Genomic DNA, 16,890 nt, shown 5'->3' with positions numbered 1-16,890 from the left:
ATCGTCATCATGCACATCGTCGTTTGTATCAAGCAGGTGCCGGACAGTGCCCAGATTCGGGTCCATCCGGTGACCAACACCATCATGCGCCAGGGGGTGCCGGCCATCATCAACCCCTACGACCTCTTCGCCATCGAGGCGGCCCTGGCCCTCAAGGACCAGCTGGGGGGCAAGGTCACGGTGCTGACCATGGGCCCGCCCCAGGCCGAGCCGGCCCTGCGCAAGGCCCTCTCCTACGGCTGCGACGAGGCCGTGCTGGTGACCGACAAGCTCTTCGCCGGGGCCGACACCCTGGCCACCTCCTACGTGCTGGCCTCGGCCATCAAAACCTTGCACCAGGAGACCCCGGTGGACCTGGTGTTCACCGGCAAGCAGACCATCGACGGCGACACGGCCCAGGTGGGCCCGGGCGTCGCCAAGCGCCTGGAACTGGAACTGCTCACCTACGTCTCCCGCATCGTCAGTGTGGATCAGGCAGCCAACAGCATCCGCGTCGAGCGCCGCGCCGAGGGCGGGGTGCAGGTGCTGGAAACCCGCCTGCCGGCCCTCATCACCATGCTCGAAGGCAGCAACGAAATCCGCTTCGGTAGCGCCCCCGACATGTTCCGCGCCGCCCGGGCCGAAGTCCGCGTCTGGGATCGCAACGCTGCCGGCATCGAAGACATCAAGAAGGTGGGCCTGAAGGGTAGTCCCACCATCGTCAGCCGGGTCTTCGTGCCCAGCCCCCGGGCCCAGAAGGCCCAGCAGATCGAGTTCGACGCCGCCAACCCGGAAGCCGCCACCCAGGCCCTGCTGGACAAGGTGCTGGTGGAAATCCCCAAGGTAAAGAAGGAGCTCGACAACAAGCGGGCTGGTCACAACGCAGGAGAGCGCCATGAGTGAAGCCAAGACCGACAAGCCCATCAAGAAGCGCAAGATCAAGCTGGATGAAGAACTGCTGGCCTACCGGGGCGTCTGGGTCTTCGTCGAGAGCGAGCGGGGCCATGTGCATCCCGTTTCCTGGGAGCTGATGGGCCAGGGCCGCCGTCTGGCGGACCAGCTGGGGGTGGAGCTGTGCGGCGTGGTCATGGGTGCTCCCGGGCCTGACCTGGAAGCCCAGTGCCAGGCCGCCTTCGCCTACGGCGCCGACCGCTGCTACCGCATCGCCAGCCCGGTGCTGGCCGAGTACCGCAACGTGCCCTTCACCCGGGCCCTGACCGACCTGGTCAATGCCCACAAGCCGGAAATCCTCCTGCTCGGCGCCACCACCCTGGGCCGGGACCTGGCCGGTTCCGTCGCCACCACCCTGAAGACCGGACTCACCGCCGACTGCACCGAGCTGGCCATCGATCCGGAAGACCGCTGCTTGCTCTCCACCCGTCCCACCTTCGGTGGCAGCCTGCTGTGCACCATCGTCACCCTCAACTACCGGCCCCAGATGGCCACGGTGCGCCACCGGGTGATGCCCATGCCCGACCCGCAACCGGAACGGACCGGCCTGATCGTGGACTTCGAGGCCGGCCTGATCGAGACCGACATCGTCACCAAGGTGCTGGAATTCATCCCCGACGACCAGCGCGACAAGCCCCAGCTGCCCTACGCCGAAATCGTCGTCTCCGGCGGCAAGGGCCTGGGCAAGGCGGAGAACTTCAAGCATGTGTGGGATCTGGCCAAGGTCCTGGGCGGCGAAGTGGGGGCCTCCCGGGCCGCCATCCACGCCGGCTGGATTTCCGCCGACCGCCAGGTGGGCCAGACCGGCAAGACCGTGCGTCCGGCCCTTTATATCGCCGCCGGCATTTCCGGCGCCATCCAGCACCGGGTGGGCATGGAAGGGGCGGACTGCATCATCGCCATCAACAACGATCCCAACGCCCCCATTTTCGACTTCGCCCACTACGCCATCGTCGGCGACTGCAACCAGGTGCTGCCGGCCCTGGGCCGCACCTTCGCCGGCTACCTGGCGCACCAAGGCAGCTAAGGAATCCTCATGACCCAGAACATCGAAAAATTCGACGTCATCGTCGTCGGCGCCGGCCCCGCCGGCAATGCCGCCGCCTACACCCTGGCCAAGGCCGGCAAGAAGGTGCTGCAGCTGGAGCGGGGCGAGTATCCCGGCTCCAAGAACGTGCAGGGCGCCATCCTCTACGCCGACGCCCTGGAAAAGATCATCCCCGACTTCCGCGACTCCGCCCCCCTGGAGCGTACCGTCATCGAGCAGCGCATGTGGGTGATGGAGGACGAGTCCTACGTCGGCACTACCTTCCGTTCCGACCGCTTCAACCAGATGCCGGGCAACCGCTACACCATCATCCGGGCCCGTTTCGACAAGTGGTTCTCCGAGCAGGTGCAGAAGGCCGGCGCCCTGGTGATCTGCGAAATGACGGTGATCGCCCTGCTGCGGGATGCCGCCGGCAAGGTCATCGGCGTCGAGGTGGACCGGGAGGACGGCAAGATCTACGCCGACACCGTGATCCTGGCGGACGGGGTCAATTCCCTGGTGGCCAGCCGGGCCGGCCTGCGGGAGGACATCAAGCCCGCCGCCGTGGCCCTGGCGGTGAAGGAAACCATCTTCCTGCCCAAGGAAACCGTGGAAGCCCGCTTCAACCTGAAGGGCAGCGAGGGTGTGGTGATCGAGATGCTGGGCAGCATCAGCCAGGGCATGGCCGGTACTGCCTTCCTCTACACCAACAAGGACTCCATTTCCCTTGGCATCGGCTGCATGCTTTCCGACATGAAGGCGCAGAACACCACCCCGGCGGAACTGCTGGAAAAGCTGAAGCAGCACCCTTCCGTGGCACCCCTGATCGCCGGCGGCGAGACTCGGGAATACGCCGCCCACCTCATTCCCGAAGGGGGCTACCACGCCCTGCCCGAGCTGTACGGCGAAGGCTGGCTGCTGGTGGGGGATTCCGCCGGTTTCGTGAACGCCGTGCACCGGGAAGGCTCCAACCTGGCCATGACCAGCGGCCGCCTTGCCGCCGAAACCCTGCTGGAACTGGGGGAGAAGGGCCTGCCTTCCACCGCCGCCAACCTGGCCCGCTACAAGGCCAGGCTGGAGGACAGCATCGTGCTCAAGGACCTGAAAAAGTACCGCAACATCCCGGATACCCTGCACAGCCAGCGCCAGTTCCTCTCCGATTACCCGGCCCTGCTCAACGGCGCCGCCCACGAGTTCTTCACCGTGGATGGACAGGACAAGGCGACCAAGGAAAAGGCCATCTTCAACGCCTTCCGCGAACGCCGCAGCCTGCTGGGGCTGCTGGGTGATGCCTACCGCCTGTGGCGCGCCACCCGCTGAGGAAGGGCCAACAAAATGGTCCTGGCCGTGCCGTCTTGCCGTACTAGCTGTACTGCCTGCGGCGGCACGCCTGGCCAGGATCGCTGCGCTCCACGCTGTTTCCCTTGGGCGCAGCGCTTCAAAAGGACATAGATCATGATGAAAGTCGAAGAAAAGCTGTTCCAGAACCGCTACCGGGTCGATGCGGACCGGCCCCACATCCGTATCAAGAACGAATCCGTCTGCAACGACGGCTGCGTCAGCCGGGCCTGCGTCGTCTGCTGTCCGGCCGGCTGCTGGTCCTTCGAGGAGGGCAAGATCGGCCTGATCACCGACGGCTGCCTGGAATGCGGTACCTGCCGGGTGGTCTGCGACACCCACGGCAACGTGGACTGGAACTATCCCCGGGCCGGCTTCGGCATCCTCTTCAAGTTCGGTTGAGTCCCGGCGGCCGCCTTCCCGCCAGGGGAGGGCGGCCGGTTTCCCGTCCCGGCCCCGGGGCGGGGATGGCGGCTGCCGTGGTGCTGCCAAGGTGCGGAAATGGCGTCCGGGCTGGGGTTCTCCCCTAAGGTCTGGTAAAATATAAAGTTATTTCCAAACCCAGCTATTCACGGAGTGACCATGGCTATCGAACGCACCCTTTCCATCATCAAACCCGACGCCGTCGCCAAGAACGTCATCGGCAAGATCTACTCCCGTTTCGAAACCAACGGTCTGAAGATCGTTGCTTCCAAGATGGCCTGGCTGTCTGCCGAAGAAGCCGGCAAGTTCTACGCCGTGCACAAGGAACGTCCCTTCTTCAAGGATCTGGTGTCCTTCATGATCTCCGGCCCCGTCATGATCCAGGTGCTGGAAGGCGAAAACGCCATCGCCAAGAACCGCGACCTGATGGGCGCCACCGACCCCAAGAAGGCCGAGCCGGGCACCATCCGCGCCGACTTCGCTGAATCCATCGACGCCAACGCCGTGCACGGCTCCGACGCCGCCGAAACCGCTGCCAACGAAATCGCCTTCTTCTTCCCGGCGATGAACGTTTACTCCGGTCGCTAATCGGAGTCGGGTGAGCGGGGTCTGACGGTCCCGCTTTTTCGTTGTTCCCCCTCACCCAATCAGAGTCCCAGATGCAAAACCTGCTCGATTTCGATGCCGAAGGCCTGACGGCCTGGTTCGCCGCCCGTGGCGAGAAGCCCTTCCGGGCGCGCCAGGTGCTGCGCTGGATGCATCACTTCGGCCAGGCCGATTTCGATGCCATGACCGACATCGCCAAGAGCCTGCGTGAAATGCTCAAGGCCAATGCGGTCGTGCTGCCCCCGGCCATCGTCAGCGACAAGCTGTCCGACGACGGCACGCGCAAGTTCCTCTTCGACGTGGGTAACGGCAATGCGGTGGAAACGGTGTTTATTCCGGAAGACGACCGGGGCACCCTGTGCATTTCCACCCAGGCCGGCTGCGCCCTGGACTGCGCCTTCTGCTCCACCGGCAAACAAGGATTCAACCGCAACCTGGCCGTGTCCGAGATCATCGGCCAGCTGTGGCAGGCCAACCGGGCCCTGGGGGTCGATCCCCGCCACCCGGACAAGGCCGAGCGCATCATCAGCAATGTGGTGCTGATGGGCATGGGCGAGCCCCTGGCCAATTTCGAGGCCGCCGTCGCCGCTCTCAAACTGATGCTGGACGACAACGCCTACGGCCTTTCCCGTCGCCGCGTCACCGTCTCCACTTCCGGCCTGGTGCCAGCCATGGACCGCCTGCGGGATGAATGCCCGGTGGCCCTGGCCGTCTCCCTGCACGCCCCCAACGACAAGCTGCGGGACGAGCTGGTGCCGATCAACCAGAAATACCCCATCGCGGAACTGATGGCTGCCTGCCAGCGTTACCTGGAAAAGGCGCCGCGGGATTTCGTGACCTTCGAATACGTGATGCTCGACGGGGTGAACGACAGCGATGCCCATGCCCGGGAACTGCTGGCCATCACCCGCGACGTGCCCTGCAAGTTCAACCTGATTCCCTTCAATCCCTTCCCGGGATCGCCCTTCCGCCGCTCCAAGGCGGAGCGCATCCGCCGTTTTGCCGACATCCTCATCCAGGCCGGCGTCGTCACCACCACCCGCAAGACCCGGGGCGACGACATCGACGCGGCCTGCGGCCAGTTGGCCGGTCAGGTGCAGGACAAGACCCGGCGCAACGAACGGCGGACCATCCCGATTCAGGAGATGCGACCATGAGCAAGACCCCCTTCCGGCTGCCCACGCTCCCGCTTCTGATGTGCTGCCTGGCGGCCCTGGTGACGGCCTGCAACAGCAATCCCAGTGCCCCCTCCAGCCAGCCCCTGGCCGAAGGTCCCCAGTCCCAGATGACGGTCACCGGCAATGCCCGCAATTCGGCCAAGATCCATACCGAGCTGGGGGCCCTGTACTTTCAGGACGGCCAGCTGGCCACGGCCCTGGAGGAGTTGCGCATTGCCATCGCCGCCGATTCCAGCTATGCCCCGGCCCACAACGTGCTGGGCCTGGTGCACATGGACCTGCGGGAAAACGAGGCGGCGGAGCAGAGCTTCCGTCGCGCCCTGTCCCTTGCCGGCAACGACCCCGAAATCAACAACAACTTCGGCTGGTTCCTCTGCCAGGTCGGGCGGGAGAAGGAATCCATCGCCTACTTCAACAACGCCATCAAGAACCCGCTCTACCCGACGCCGGAGCGTGCCTATCTGAATGCGGGCCGGTGCTCGGAGAAAATCGGTGACCTGAAAGGCGCGGAAAACTATTATTTCCGGGCGCTGCGCCTCGCCCGCAACGATTTCCAGGCCACCTTGGCCATGGCCGGCCTCAAGTACCGCCAGGATGACCTGGACGAGTCCTACCGGCTGGTGCGCGAATTCCACAAGGCCAGCGATCCCACTCCCGAATCCCTGTGGCTGGGCCTGCGCCTGGCCCGCAAGCTCGGGGACCGGGCCGAAGAGGCCAGTTACAACGCCCAGTTGCGCCGCCGTTTCCCGGGCTCCCGGGAAACCCAGGCCCTCTTGAAAGGCAATTTCGAATGAGCGAACTCGTTCAAGAAACCCTGGCCGAGGAATCTCCCGCCGCGGAGTCCCGGCCCGAGGTCAGTGTTGGCCTCGTCCTGCGCCAGGCGCGGGAATCCCGTCAGATGTCCGTGGCCGATGTGGCCCAGTTGCTGAAAATCAGCTATCGCCAAGTCGATGCCCTGGAGAGCGACAACTGGGACGCCTTGCCGGGCCAGACCTTCGTCCTCGGCTTCATCCGCAATTACGCCCGGCTGCTGCATCTGGACGCCACGCCCCTGCTGCAGCAGATCAAGGCGGCCCAGACCCCGGACAATCCCAATATCGTGCTGCCCGAAGCCTCCGCCGCCTCCCTGCCCCAGCCGGGCCAGGGCAAGCGCCGCGATCTGGCCGCCGTGGCCGGCGCCGCCCTCATGGTGGGGGTCGCCGTGGCCGCCTATTTCCTGGTGCCGGCCGATTTCTGGCAGTCCGCGCCGGAGCCCGAGCCCGTCGCTGAAACCGCCGCCGAAGCGGAGCCCGAGCAGGCCTTCCCGCCTGCTGCTCCGGCCGAAGGCAACAGCAGCGAAGCTGCCGCCACCGGGGTTCCGGAGCAGGCGCCAGCTGCCGCTGTGCCGCCTGCTGCGGCCGCGGCACCGGCTCCTGTGGCAGCGGCAGCTCCCGCTGCCGTGGCCGCCCCCGCCCCGGTCACGGTTTCCCCCCCGGCCCCCAGCGGCGCCGTGGCCGCCGGCCAGGCCCGCTTCAAGTTCCGCTTCGAGCAGCCCTCCTGGGTCGAAGTGAAGGACAAGAGCGGCCAGATCGTCTTTTCCCAACTCAACCCCGCCGGCAGCGAACGGGAAGTGGAAGGTGTGCCTCCCTTCTCCCTGGTGGTGGGCAATGCTTCCCACGTCAAGCTGACCTACAAGGGCCGGGATGTGCCTCTGGAACCCCGCAGCAAGGACGACGTGGCCCGCGTCAGCCTCGATTGATCCATGTCTGATCCCTATTCCATTCCCCGTCGCCCGACCCTGGGCGTGAAGGTGGGCGGCGTCACCATCGGCGGCGATGCCCCGGTGGTGGTCCAGTCCATGACCAACACGGACACTGAGGACTACCTCGCCACCGCCCTGCAGACGGCCGAACTGGCCCGGGCCGGCTCCGAGCTGGTGCGCATCACCGTGAACACGCCAGAAGCGGCCGCGGCCGTGCCGAAGATCCGCGAGCACCTGGATCGCCTCGGCCTCTCCGTGCCCCTCATCGGCGACTTCCACTACAACGGCCACCGCCTGCTCACCGACCATCCGGAGTGTGCCCAGGCCCTGGCCAAGTACCGTATCAACCCGGGCAATGTGGGCCATGGCAAGAAGCGGGACGAGCAGTTCGCCCAGATGATCGAGCTGGCCTGCAAGTACGACAAGCCGGTGCGCATCGGCGTGAACTGGGGCAGCCTGGACCAGGACCTGCTGGCCCGCATCATGGACGAGAACGCCAAGCGGCCCGAACCCAAGGACGCGGTGCAGATCATGCGCGAGGCCATGGTCACCTCGGCCCTGGAGTCGGCGGAGAAGGCCGTGGAGATTGGCCTGCCGGCCGACCACATCGTCCTCTCCTGCAAGGTTTCCGGGGTGCAGGACCTGATCGCCATCTACCGGGAGCTGTCGGCCCGTTCCCGTTTCGCCCTGCACCTGGGGCTGACCGAAGCCGGCATGGGCAGCAAGGGTATCGTCGCTTCCACCGCCGCCATGGGCGTGCTGCTGCAGGAAGGCATCGGCGACACCATCCGCGTCTCCCTGACCCCCGAGCCCGGCGGCAAGCGCACCGGTGAAGTCATCGTCGCCCAGGAAATGCTGCAGACCATGGGCCTGCGCGCCTTCACCCCCATGGTGGCGGCCTGTCCCGGCTGCGGCCGTACCACCAGCACCTTCTTCCAGGAACTGGCTTCCACCATCCAGGAGTACGTGCGGGCCCAGATGCCCCAGTGGCGCACCGAGTACGACGGCGTGGAGAACATGACCCTGGCGGTCATGGGCTGCGTGGTCAACGGTCCGGGCGAGAGCAAGCACGCCAACATCGGCATTTCCCTGCCCGGCACCGGCGAAGTGCCGGCGGCCCCGGTGTTTGAGGACGGGGAAAAGACGGTTACCCTGCGGGGCGACAATATCGCCGAAGAATTCAAGGCCATCGTGGATCGCTACGTGGCCCGTACCTACCAACGCAAACTGCATCCGTGATTGCCAGGGACCGGGGCCGGCGCCGCCTGTGGGCGGTGTCCGGCCCTTCCCGATAATGAAACCAGGTTTATGAGTCAGAAAACACTACAAGCCGTCCGCGGCATGAACGACATCCTCCCCGACGAAGCCGAGCTGTGGGAGCGCTTCGAGGAGGTTGTCCGTTCCTGGCTGCACAGCTACGGCTACCGCCCCATCCGCATGCCCGTCGTGGAGCCCACCGGCCTCTTCAAGCGGGCCATCGGCGAGGTCACGGACATCGTCGAGAAGGAAATGTATTCCTTCGAGGATGCCCTCAACGGTGAAAACCTCACCCTGCGCCCCGAAGGTACCGCCGGTTGCGTCCGTGCCGTGATCCAGCACAGCCTGGCGGCCCAGCATCCGCGCCGCCTCTACTACATGGGCCAGATGTTCCGCCACGAGCGGCCCCAGCGCGGCCGCTACCGCCAGTTCCACCAGGTGGGCGTGGAGTCCTTCGGCTTCGCCGGTCCCGATGTGGACGCCGAGCAGATTCTCATGGGCGCCCGCCTGTGGGACGACCTGGGTCTGGAAGGTATCACCCTGCAGATCAACAGCCTGGGCCAGCCCGAAGAGCGGGCCCGGCACCGGGCCGAGCTGATCGCCTATTTCCAGGCCAATGCCGACCGGCTGGACGAGGATTCCCAGCGCCGCCTGCACACCAATCCCCTGCGCATTCTGGATACCAAGAATCCGGACATGCAGGAGCTGTGCGCCAACGCCCCCAAGCTGATCGACTTCCTCGGCGCCGAATCCCTGGCCCACTTCGAAGGCGTGCAGCAGGTGCTGCGGGATGCCGGCCAGCCCTATACGGTGAATCCGCGCCTGGTGCGGGGGCTGGACTACTACAACCTGACCGTGTTCGAATGGGTCACCGACCGTCTCGGCGCCCAGGGTACGGTCTGCGCCGGCGGCCGCTACGACGGCCTGGTGGAGCAGCTGGGCGGCAAGCCCACGCCCGCATGCGGCTTTGCCATGGGGGTGGAACGCCTCATCGCCCTGATCCAGGACCAGGATCTGGCGGGCAATCCGGAGCCGGTGGATGTGTACGTGGTGCACCAGGGCGAGGCCGCCAGCCGGCTCGCCTTCCGCGTCGCCGAAGGGCTGCGGGACAACGGCCTGGCCGTGCTCCTCAATTGCGGCGGCGGCAGTTTCAAGAGCCAGATGAAAAAGGCCGACGGCAGCGGTGCTGCCTTCGCCGTGATCATCGGCGACGACGAGGCGGCGGCAGGGGAGGTGAGCCTCAAGTCCCTGCGCAGCGCCGACGGCGAGAAGGGCGAACAACAGCGGGTGAAGGTGGATGATCTGCCTGCCACCCTGATGGATTCAATCATTGATTGGGAAGAGAAATAATGGCCGTCTACGACTTGCAGGAGCAGGAACAGCTCGACGAAATCAAGACCTGGTGGAAGCAGCACGGCAACCTGGTGACCAGCATCCTGCTCGCCGCCGCCATCGGTGTTGCCGGCTGGCAGGGCTGGAACTGGTACCAGGGCCGCCAGTCGGCCCAGGCCGCCGTGGTTTTCGGTGTGCTGCAGAAGGCCGCCCTGGAAGGTGATGCCCAGCGCCTCAAGGCGGCTGCCGGCGAACTGCTGGAAAACTACAAGGGCTCCACCTACGCCTCCCTCGGCGCCCTGACCGCGGCCAAGGTGGCCTTCGATGGCGGCGACCTGAAGACCGCCAAGGTGCAGCTGGCCTGGGTGGCCGAGAACGGCAAGGACGAGCTGCGCGACCTGGGCCGTCTGCGCCTGGCCGCCGTGCTGCTCGACGAGAAGTCCTACGACGAGGCCCTGAAGCAGCTGGAAGCCAAGCCGGCACCCGCCTTCGCGGCCCGCTATGCCGAAGTGCGTGGCGATATTTTCCTGGCCCAGGACAAGAAGGACGAAGCCCGCAAGGCCTTCGCCGACGCCCTGGCCGCCATCGATGCCGCCGCCAAGGCCGGCAGCGGCGCCCAGGATGCCCAGGCGGCCGCCGCCTACCGTCAGGTGCTGCAACAGAAGGCCGATGCCCTGGGAGAGGCCAAGTGAAATTCCGTCCCGCCCTCCTGAGCCTGCTGCTGGCAGCCGCCCTGGGCGGCTGTTCTTCCCTGGACAAGATCAATCCCTTCGCCAGTTCCTCCAAGGTCAAGATGGCCGAGCTGGACACCATCAAGCCCAGCGTCAATGTGGTGAGCCTGTGGCAGGGCCGGGCCGGCAAGGCCGAGGACTACGTCTTCACGCCGGCGGTGGTGGATTCCAGCGTCTATGTGGCCGCCAACAACGGCAGCGTCACCCGTTTCGACGACGGCAAGCAGGCCTGGCAGGTTTCCGCCGGCCAGCCCCTCTCCGGCGGTGTCGGCAGCGACGGCCGTCTGGTGGTGGTGGGCACGCCCAAGGGCGAAATCATTGCCTTCGACGCCAAGGACGGCAAGCAGCTGTGGAAGGCCCGGGCTAGTTCCGACATCCTGGCGGCGGCAGCCGTGAGCGCCGACATCGTCGTCGTGCGCACCGGCGACAACCGCCTCTACGGCTTCGATCCGGCCGACGGCAAGCGCAAGTGGGTCTATCAGCGCAACAACCCGGCCCTATCCCTGCGCAATGCGGCGTCGCCGGTGATTTCCGAACGCTACGTCTTCGCCGGGTTCCCCGGCGGCAAGCTGGTGGCGGTGTCGCTGCAGAATGGCGCCGCCGTCTGGGAAGGCACCGTGGCCCTGCCCAAGGGCACTACCGAGCTGGACCGGGTGGCCGATATCACCAGCCCCCCCGTGTTCGACGGTCCCCAGGTGTGCGCCGTGGCCTACCAGGGCCGCGTCGCCTGCTTCGACCTGACCAACGGCAACCTGATCTGGGCCCGGGACATGTCCTCCGCCTCCGGTCTGGCCATGGACAGCCGCAATATCTACGTCGCCGACGACAAGGGCGCCGTGCATGCCCTGGACCGTTTCCGCGGCACCTCCCTGTGGAAGCAGGACAAGCTCTTCCTGCGCCAGCTCTCCATGCCCCGGGTGGCCCACGGCCTGGTGGCGGTGGGTGACGTCAAGGGCGTGATCCACTTCCTCAACCGGGACGACGGCTCCTTCAGCGCCCGCTTCACCACCGACGGCACTGCCGTGGTGGCGGCGCCCCAGAGCTACGGCAGCGGCTGGCTGTTCCAGACCCAGGGCGGCGGCGTGTTCGCCCTCGACGTTCAATAATCCAAGCAGAAAGCATTACTCGTGAAACCCACCCTGGTACTGGTCGGCCGGCCCAATGTAGGCAAGTCCACCCTGTTCAATCGCCTGACCAAGACCCGTGACGCCATCGTCGCCGACCTGCCCGGGCTGACCCGGGACCGCCACTATGGCCACGGCAAGGTGGGCAGCAAGCCCTATCTGGTGGTGGACACCGGCGGCTTCGAGCCCCTGGCCAAGGACGGCATTTTCCACGAGATGGCACGACAGACCGAGCAGGCCATCGCCGAGGCGGACGCCGTGGTCTTCGTGGTGGACGGCCGCGTCGGCATTACCGCCCAGGACAAGGAAATCGCCAACAAGCTGCGCAAGCTGGAGCGCCCGGTGCTGGTGGCGGTGAACAAGGCCGAGGGCATGAAGCACACGGTGGTGGCGGCCGACTTCTACGAACTGGGCCTGGGCGAGCCGTTTCCCGTTTCCGCCACCCACGGCGACGGCGTGCGGGATCTGGTGGAAATGGCCCTGGCCGATTTTCCCGAGCCGGACGAGGATGACGCCAAGGACGAAACGCCCCGGGTGGCCATCGTCGGTCGTCCCAACGTGGGCAAGAGCACCCTCATCAACGCCCTCATGGGCGAAGAGCGGGTCATCGCCTTCGATATGCCCGGCACCACCCGGGATGCCATTTTCGTGGACTTCGAGCGCAACGGCCGCAAGTACACCCTGATCGACACCGCCGGCCTGCGCCGCCGCGGCAAGGTCTTCGAAGCCGTGGAGAAGTTCTCCGTGGTGAAGACCCTGCAGTCCATCGAGGACGCCAACGTGGTGGTGCTGGTGCTGGACGCGGACCAGGACATCTCGGACCAGGACGCCCACATCGCCGGTTTCGTTGTCGAATCCGGCCGCTCCTTGGTGGTGGCGGTGAACAAGTGGGACAGCCTGGACGCCTATCGGCGCGAGCGCATCAAGGTGGATCTGGAACACAAGCTGAAATTCCTCAGCTTCGCCACCTTCCACTACATTTCCGCCCTCAAGGGCCTGGGCCTGGAAAAGCTGTTCACCTCCGTGGACCGGGCCTACGCCGCCGCCATGGCCAAGCTGCCCACGCCCAAGCTGACCCGGGTGCTGCTGGACGCCGTGGCCCGCCAGGCGCCGCCCCGTCACGGCGGCATCTTCCGCCCCAAGCTGCGCTATGCCCACCAGGGCGGCTCCAACCCGCCCCTGATCGTCATCCACGGCAACGCCCTGGATTCCCTGCCGGAAAGCTATCGCCGCTACCTGGAACATACCTTCCGCGAAGTGTTCAAACTGCAGGGCACGCCCCTGCGGGTCCAGTTCAACACCAGCCACAATCCTTTCGCCACCAAGGAAGTGCGCAAGATCGGCAATCCGCGGGACACCTTTTACAAAAACCGCGAGAAAAAGTCCTGAATCTACGGGTTTGCCCGGTGGCTTTCCCCCGGAAAATCCATTAAAGTGCTTTTTCCATAACAACGAACCATGGAGTTTCAGCCATGAGCAATAAAGGGCAACTTTTACAAGACCCGTTTCTCAACACGCTCCGCCGCGAACATGTGCCGGTTTCCATTTACCTGGTGAACGGCATCAAGCTCCAGGGCCAGATCGAGTCCTTCGACCAGTACGTCGTGCTGCTCAAGAACACGGTGACCCAGATGGTCTACAAGCATGCCATTTCCACCGTGGTGCCGGCCCGCCCCGTCAATATCCAGCAGGATAACGGCGCCGAGTCGTGATCATTCCCCGCATACGCATTTCCGGCCCGCTGGCATCACCGGCGGGCCGCGTCGTTTTCGGCCGGTTGCGCCCAGTCTGCTCCTAATCCATGTTTGATCGTCCCTCCGCCGGTGACCCCAGGGTCCCCGGTTCCGAGCGCGCCCTCCTGATCCAGGTAGATTTCGGCCAGCCCGACATCGAGGATTCCCAGGAAGAACTGCGCCTGCTGGCCAGCTCGGCTGGTGCCGAAGTGGTGGATGTGCTGGTGGCCAAGCGGGGTGCGCCCGATGCGGCCACCTATGTGGGCAAGGGCAAGGTGCAGGAAATCGGTGCCGTCGCCGCCGCCCATGATGCCACCCTGGTGATTTTCAACCACGAGCTGTCGCCGGCCCAGGAACGCAACCTGGAGCGGGCCCTGCAATGCCGGGTGATCGACCGCACCAGCCTGATCCTGGACATCTTCGCCCTGCGCGCCAGCAGTTCCGAAGGCAAGCTGCAGGTGGAACTGGCCCAGCTGGAGCATCTGGCCACCCGCCTGGTGCGGGGCTGGACCCACCTGGAGCGGCAGCGGGGCGGCATCGGTATGCGCGGTCCCGGCGAAAAGCAGCTGGAAACGGACCGCCGTCTGCTTGGCGTCCGGGTCAAGAGCCTCAAGGAGCGCCTGGCCAAGCTGTCGCGCCAGCGCAATGTGCAGCGGCGGGCCCGTTCCCGGCGCGATGTGCTCAACGTGTCCTTGGTCGGCTATACCAACGCGGGCAAATCCACCCTGTTCAACGCCATGACCAAGGCCGGCGTCTATGCGGCGGACCAGCTTTTCGCCACCCTGGACACCACCTCCCGCAAGCTGTGGCTGCCGGAAGTGGGCTCCGTGGTAATGTCGGACACGGTGGGTTTCATCCGCGACCTGCCCCACGCCCTGGTGGAGGCTTTCAAGGCCACCCTGGAAGCCACGGCCCAGGCCGATCTGCTGTTGCATGTAGTGGATTCCGCCTCCCATGCCCGGGAGGAGCAGATTGCCGAAGTCAACAAGGTGCTGCACGAGATCGGCGCCGACCAGGTGCCCCAGATTCTGGTGTGGAACAAGGCCGACCTTACGGGCTTGCCCACCGCTGTGGAGCGGGACGAGTATGGTAAACTTCATCGCGTCCGATTGAGTGCCAGGACCGGCGAAGGCCTGGATTTGTTGCGCCAGGCATTGACGGAGTTTGCCCGGGATAATTCACTCAGCATGACGACAGCGGCCTCTGCGGACGATGCCGCGGCAGCCAGTGCGAATGACGCAGTGCAAGACGTTTAGACCGGATCACCGGCCCCTCATACCGCCCTCAATAAGAGTTCCCCGACATGATCTCTAGCATTGGACTTCTGATGTCGCTCAACGACCCCCAGTGGGGCAATCGTGGCAATGGCGACGGCCGCCGTCCCAACCAGGGACCTCCCGATCTGGAAGACCTGTGGCGCGATTTCAACCGCCGCCTGTCCGGCATGTTCGGCAAGAAGGGCGACGGCAAATTTGGCGGCGGCGATTCCGGCGGCCCCTCCGATTTCAATCCCAAGCTTTTCGGCGGCGGCATCGGCCTCCTGGCGGCCCTGGTGGCCGTGGTCTGGCTGGCCTCCGGCTTCTACATCGTCGACGCCTCCCAGCGCGGCGTGGTGCTGCAGTTCGGCAAGTTCAAGGAAACCACGGAGCCGGGCCTGCGCTGGCGCCTGCCGTTCCCCATCGAATCCCACGAACTGGTGAATCTCACCGGCGTGCGCACCATCGAGGTGGGCTACCGGGGCAGCGAGAAGAACAAGGTGCTGAAAGAGGCGCTGATGCTGACCGATGATGAAAACATCATCAACATCCAGTTCGCCGTGCAGTACTACCTGAAGGACCCGGTCGAATACCTGTTCAACAACCGTCACGCCGACGAGGCCGTGATGCAGGCTTCGGAAACGGCCATCCGGGAAATCGTCGGCAAGAGCAAGATGGACTTCGTCCTCTACGAAGGCCGGGAGCAGGTGGCGGCCCAGGCGGCCAAGCTGATGCAGGACATCCTGGATCGCTACAACACCGGCATCCTCATTTCCAAGGTCACCATGCAGAATGCCCAGCCGCCGGAGCAGGTCCAGGCAGCCTTCGACGATGCGGTGAAGGCGGGTCAGGACCGGGAGCGGCAGAAGAACGAAGGCCAGGCCTACGCCAACGACGTCATCCCCCGGGCCAAGGGCACCTCTGCCCGACTGTTGCAGGAAGCCGACGGCTACAAGCAGCGCATGATCGCCACCGCCGAGGGCGATGCCAGCCGCTTCAAGCAGATCCTCGTGGAATACGCCAAGGCACCCGAGGTGACGCGCCAGCGCCTCTATCTGGAAACCATGCAGCAGATCTACGCCAACACCTCCAAGATCATGGTGGATGCCAAGGGCGGCAACAACCTGCTCTACCTGCCCCTGGACAAGCTGATGGAAACCGTGGCGGCGCCCGGCCATGCCGGCGTCCCGGCCGCCCAGGCCGTTGAAAGCACCGTGAACCGGGGTGTGTCGATTTCCAACGACGTTCCGCCCCAGCTGGAAAAGAACGATGTACGTTCCCGTGACGCTTCCCTGCGTTCCCGGGATCGGGACGGCCGCTAAGGAGCCCCAGAGATGAAACAGAGCTTCGGTCTTATCGGCGGCCTGGTGGCCGCCATCGTGGTGGTGCTGGCCCTCAGCCTGTTCACCGTGGATCAGCGCCAGTACGCCGTGGTGCAGCAGCTGGGCGAGGTCAAGTCGGTCATCACCGAACCCGGCCTCAACTTCAAGTGGCCCCTGATCCAGAACGTCCGCTTCTTCGATCGCCGCATCCTGACCATGGATTCCCCGGAACCCGAGCGTTTCATCACCTCGGAAAAGAAGAACGTGCTGGTGGATTCCTACGTCAAGTGGCGCATCGTCGATCCCAAGCTGTACTACATCTCCGTCGGCGGCGACGAATCCCGGGCCCGTACCCGTCTCTCCCAGACCGTCAATGCGGGCCTGCGGGAAGAGTTCGGCAAGCGCACGGTGCATGACGTGGTCTCCGGCGAGCGGGACAAGATCATGGACGACATGCGGGAAAAGGCCGACCAGGATGCCCGCAAGATCGGTGTGCAGATCGTGGACGTGCGCCTGAAGCGCGTCGAGCTGCCCCAGGAAGTGAGCGAGTCCGTCTATCGCCGCATGGAGGCCGAGCGCAAGCGGGTGGCCAACGAACTGCGTTCCCAGGGCGCTGCCGAGGCCGAAAAGATCCGCGCCGACGCCGACCGCCAGCGCGAAGTGCTGGTGGCCGAAGCCTACCGGGATGCCCAGAAGATCAAGGGTGAGGGCGATGCCAAGGCTGCCGCCATCTACGGCCAGGCCTTCGGCCAGAATCCCGAGTTCTTCGCCTTCTACCGCAGCATGGAAGCCTATCGCTCCACCTTCAAGAGCAAGAGCGATGTCATGGTGCTGGAACCCAATTCCGATTTCTTCAAGTACATGAAGAACGTCGGCCGCAGCGGCAAGTAAA

Annotated in this window: 17 protein-coding genes; all 17 read left to right on the top strand. The window is 65.3% G+C overall.

All coding sequences use genetic code 11. From position 1 onward, the window contains the following. Positions 1–9 precede the first annotated feature (9 nt). The 17 genes from OEL49_RS00875 to hflC all read left to right on the top strand — a co-directional run bounded on the left by OEL49_RS00875 (position 10) and on the right by hflC (position 16,889). Positions 10–882 (top strand): electron transfer flavoprotein subunit beta/FixA family protein, encoded by an 873-nt coding sequence (locus OEL49_RS00875; protein ID WP_287873772.1) that lies wholly within the window; start codon positions 10–12, stop codon positions 880–882. Further along, complete coding sequence (locus OEL49_RS00870) at positions 875–1,957, top strand: electron transfer flavoprotein subunit alpha/FixB family protein (protein WP_287873771.1); 1,083 nt, start codon at positions 875–877, stop codon at positions 1,955–1,957. The genes OEL49_RS00875 and OEL49_RS00870 overlap by 8 nt, the downstream gene beginning before the upstream one ends. A gap of 9 nt (positions 1,958–1,966) precedes the next feature. Further along, complete coding sequence (locus tag OEL49_RS00865) at positions 1,967–3,277, top strand: FAD-dependent oxidoreductase (protein ID WP_014238160.1); 1,311 nt, start codon at positions 1,967–1,969, stop codon at positions 3,275–3,277. A 135-nt stretch (positions 3,278–3,412) separates the two neighbouring features. Further along, positions 3,413–3,697: a ferredoxin family protein gene (locus tag OEL49_RS00860; protein WP_014238159.1), complete on the top strand. Its 285-nt coding sequence runs from the start codon at positions 3,413–3,415 to the stop codon at positions 3,695–3,697. Positions 3,698–3,877: 180 nt separating this feature from the next. Then, on the top strand, positions 3,878–4,306 hold the full coding sequence (gene ndk / locus OEL49_RS00855; protein WP_014238158.1) for a nucleoside-diphosphate kinase: 429 nt from the start codon (positions 3,878–3,880) through the stop codon (positions 4,304–4,306). A 71-nt stretch (positions 4,307–4,377) separates the two neighbouring features. After that, positions 4,378–5,481, top strand: coding sequence for a 23S rRNA (adenine(2503)-C(2))-methyltransferase RlmN (gene rlmN / locus OEL49_RS00850; protein WP_014238157.1), 1,104 nt, complete (start codon positions 4,378–4,380; stop codon positions 5,479–5,481). Then, the gene (gene pilW, locus OEL49_RS00845; RefSeq protein WP_287873769.1) at positions 5,478–6,296 is read left to right on the top strand and encodes a type IV pilus biogenesis/stability protein PilW; all 819 of its coding nucleotides are present in this window, start codon (positions 5,478–5,480) and stop codon (positions 6,294–6,296) included. Before rlmN ends, pilW begins: the two co-directional genes overlap by 4 nt. After that, the gene (locus OEL49_RS00840) at positions 6,293–7,240 is read left to right on the top strand and encodes a helix-turn-helix domain-containing protein (protein WP_287873768.1); all 948 of its coding nucleotides are present in this window, start codon (positions 6,293–6,295) and stop codon (positions 7,238–7,240) included. The genes pilW and OEL49_RS00840 overlap by 4 nt, the downstream gene beginning before the upstream one ends. Positions 7,241–7,243: 3 nt before the next feature. Further along, positions 7,244–8,482: a flavodoxin-dependent (E)-4-hydroxy-3-methylbut-2-enyl-diphosphate synthase gene (gene ispG, locus OEL49_RS00835; RefSeq protein WP_014238154.1), complete on the top strand. Its 1,239-nt coding sequence runs from the start codon at positions 7,244–7,246 to the stop codon at positions 8,480–8,482. A gap of 69 nt (positions 8,483–8,551) precedes the next feature. Next, entirely contained in the window at positions 8,552–9,850 is a 1,299-nt protein-coding gene (hisS, locus tag OEL49_RS00830) for a histidine--tRNA ligase (RefSeq protein ID WP_287873767.1), read from the top strand. Then, positions 9,850–10,524, top strand: a complete 675-nt coding sequence (locus OEL49_RS00825; RefSeq protein ID WP_205229900.1) for a YfgM family protein — start codon at positions 9,850–9,852, stop codon at positions 10,522–10,524. Before hisS ends, OEL49_RS00825 begins: the two co-directional genes overlap by 1 nt. Then, on the top strand, positions 10,521–11,669 hold the full coding sequence (gene bamB / locus OEL49_RS00820) for an outer membrane protein assembly factor BamB (protein ID WP_287873766.1): 1,149 nt from the start codon (positions 10,521–10,523) through the stop codon (positions 11,667–11,669). The genes OEL49_RS00825 and bamB overlap by 4 nt, the downstream gene beginning before the upstream one ends. A gap of 21 nt (positions 11,670–11,690) precedes the next feature. Then, complete coding sequence (gene der / locus OEL49_RS00815) at positions 11,691–13,076, top strand: ribosome biogenesis GTPase Der (protein ID WP_014238150.1); 1,386 nt, start codon at positions 11,691–11,693, stop codon at positions 13,074–13,076. Positions 13,077–13,159: 83 nt separating this feature from the next. After that, positions 13,160–13,399, top strand: a complete 240-nt coding sequence (gene hfq / locus OEL49_RS00810) for an RNA chaperone Hfq (protein WP_014238149.1) — start codon at positions 13,160–13,162, stop codon at positions 13,397–13,399. Positions 13,400–13,488: 89 nt separating this feature from the next. Continuing rightward, positions 13,489–14,676 carry a GTPase HflX gene (gene hflX, locus OEL49_RS00805; RefSeq protein WP_287873765.1) on the top strand — a complete coding sequence of 396 codons (1,188 nt, stop codon included), beginning with the start codon at positions 13,489–13,491 and terminating at the stop codon, positions 14,674–14,676. A gap of 71 nt (positions 14,677–14,747) precedes the next feature. After that, positions 14,748–15,998: an FtsH protease activity modulator HflK gene (hflK, locus tag OEL49_RS00800; RefSeq protein WP_043798355.1), complete on the top strand. Its 1,251-nt coding sequence runs from the start codon at positions 14,748–14,750 to the stop codon at positions 15,996–15,998. Positions 15,999–16,010: 12 nt separating this feature from the next. Further along, positions 16,011–16,889, top strand: a complete 879-nt coding sequence (gene hflC / locus OEL49_RS00795; protein WP_014238146.1) for a protease modulator HflC — start codon at positions 16,011–16,013, stop codon at positions 16,887–16,889. Position 16,890 lies beyond the last annotated feature (1 nt).

The organism is Azospira sp. (assembly GCF_030247495.1).
Lineage (GTDB): Bacteria > Pseudomonadota > Gammaproteobacteria > Burkholderiales > Rhodocyclaceae > Azospira > Azospira oryzae.
This window is presented reverse-complemented; position numbering and strand designations above follow the sequence as displayed.

Excerpts from the sequence above, each read along its gene's own strand:
- OEL49_RS00875 (WP_287873772.1), top strand. The coding sequence starts at position 10 with ATGCACATCGTCGTTTGTATCAAGCAGGTGCCGGACAGTGCCCAGATT.
- OEL49_RS00870 (WP_287873771.1), top strand. The coding sequence starts at position 875 with ATGAGTGAAGCCAAGACCGACAAGCCCATCAAGAAGCGCAAGATCAAG.
- OEL49_RS00865 (WP_014238160.1), top strand. The coding sequence starts at position 1,967 with ATGACCCAGAACATCGAAAAATTCGACGTCATCGTCGTCGGCGCCGGC.
- OEL49_RS00860 (WP_014238159.1), top strand. The coding sequence starts at position 3,413 with ATGATGAAAGTCGAAGAAAAGCTGTTCCAGAACCGCTACCGGGTCGAT.
- ndk (WP_014238158.1), top strand. The coding sequence starts at position 3,878 with ATGGCTATCGAACGCACCCTTTCCATCATCAAACCCGACGCCGTCGCC.
- rlmN (WP_014238157.1), top strand. The coding sequence starts at position 4,378 with ATGCAAAACCTGCTCGATTTCGATGCCGAAGGCCTGACGGCCTGGTTC.
- pilW (WP_287873769.1), top strand. The coding sequence starts at position 5,478 with ATGAGCAAGACCCCCTTCCGGCTGCCCACGCTCCCGCTTCTGATGTGC.
- OEL49_RS00840 (WP_287873768.1), top strand. The coding sequence starts at position 6,293 with ATGAGCGAACTCGTTCAAGAAACCCTGGCCGAGGAATCTCCCGCCGCG.
- ispG (WP_014238154.1), top strand. The coding sequence starts at position 7,244 with ATGTCTGATCCCTATTCCATTCCCCGTCGCCCGACCCTGGGCGTGAAG.
- hisS (WP_287873767.1), top strand. The coding sequence starts at position 8,552 with ATGAGTCAGAAAACACTACAAGCCGTCCGCGGCATGAACGACATCCTC.
- OEL49_RS00825 (WP_205229900.1), top strand. The coding sequence starts at position 9,850 with ATGGCCGTCTACGACTTGCAGGAGCAGGAACAGCTCGACGAAATCAAG.
- hfq (WP_014238149.1), top strand. The coding sequence starts at position 13,160 with ATGAGCAATAAAGGGCAACTTTTACAAGACCCGTTTCTCAACACGCTC.
- hflX (WP_287873765.1), top strand. The coding sequence starts at position 13,489 with ATGTTTGATCGTCCCTCCGCCGGTGACCCCAGGGTCCCCGGTTCCGAG.
- hflK (WP_043798355.1), top strand. The coding sequence starts at position 14,748 with ATGTCGCTCAACGACCCCCAGTGGGGCAATCGTGGCAATGGCGACGGC.
- hflC (WP_014238146.1), top strand. The coding sequence starts at position 16,011 with ATGAAACAGAGCTTCGGTCTTATCGGCGGCCTGGTGGCCGCCATCGTG.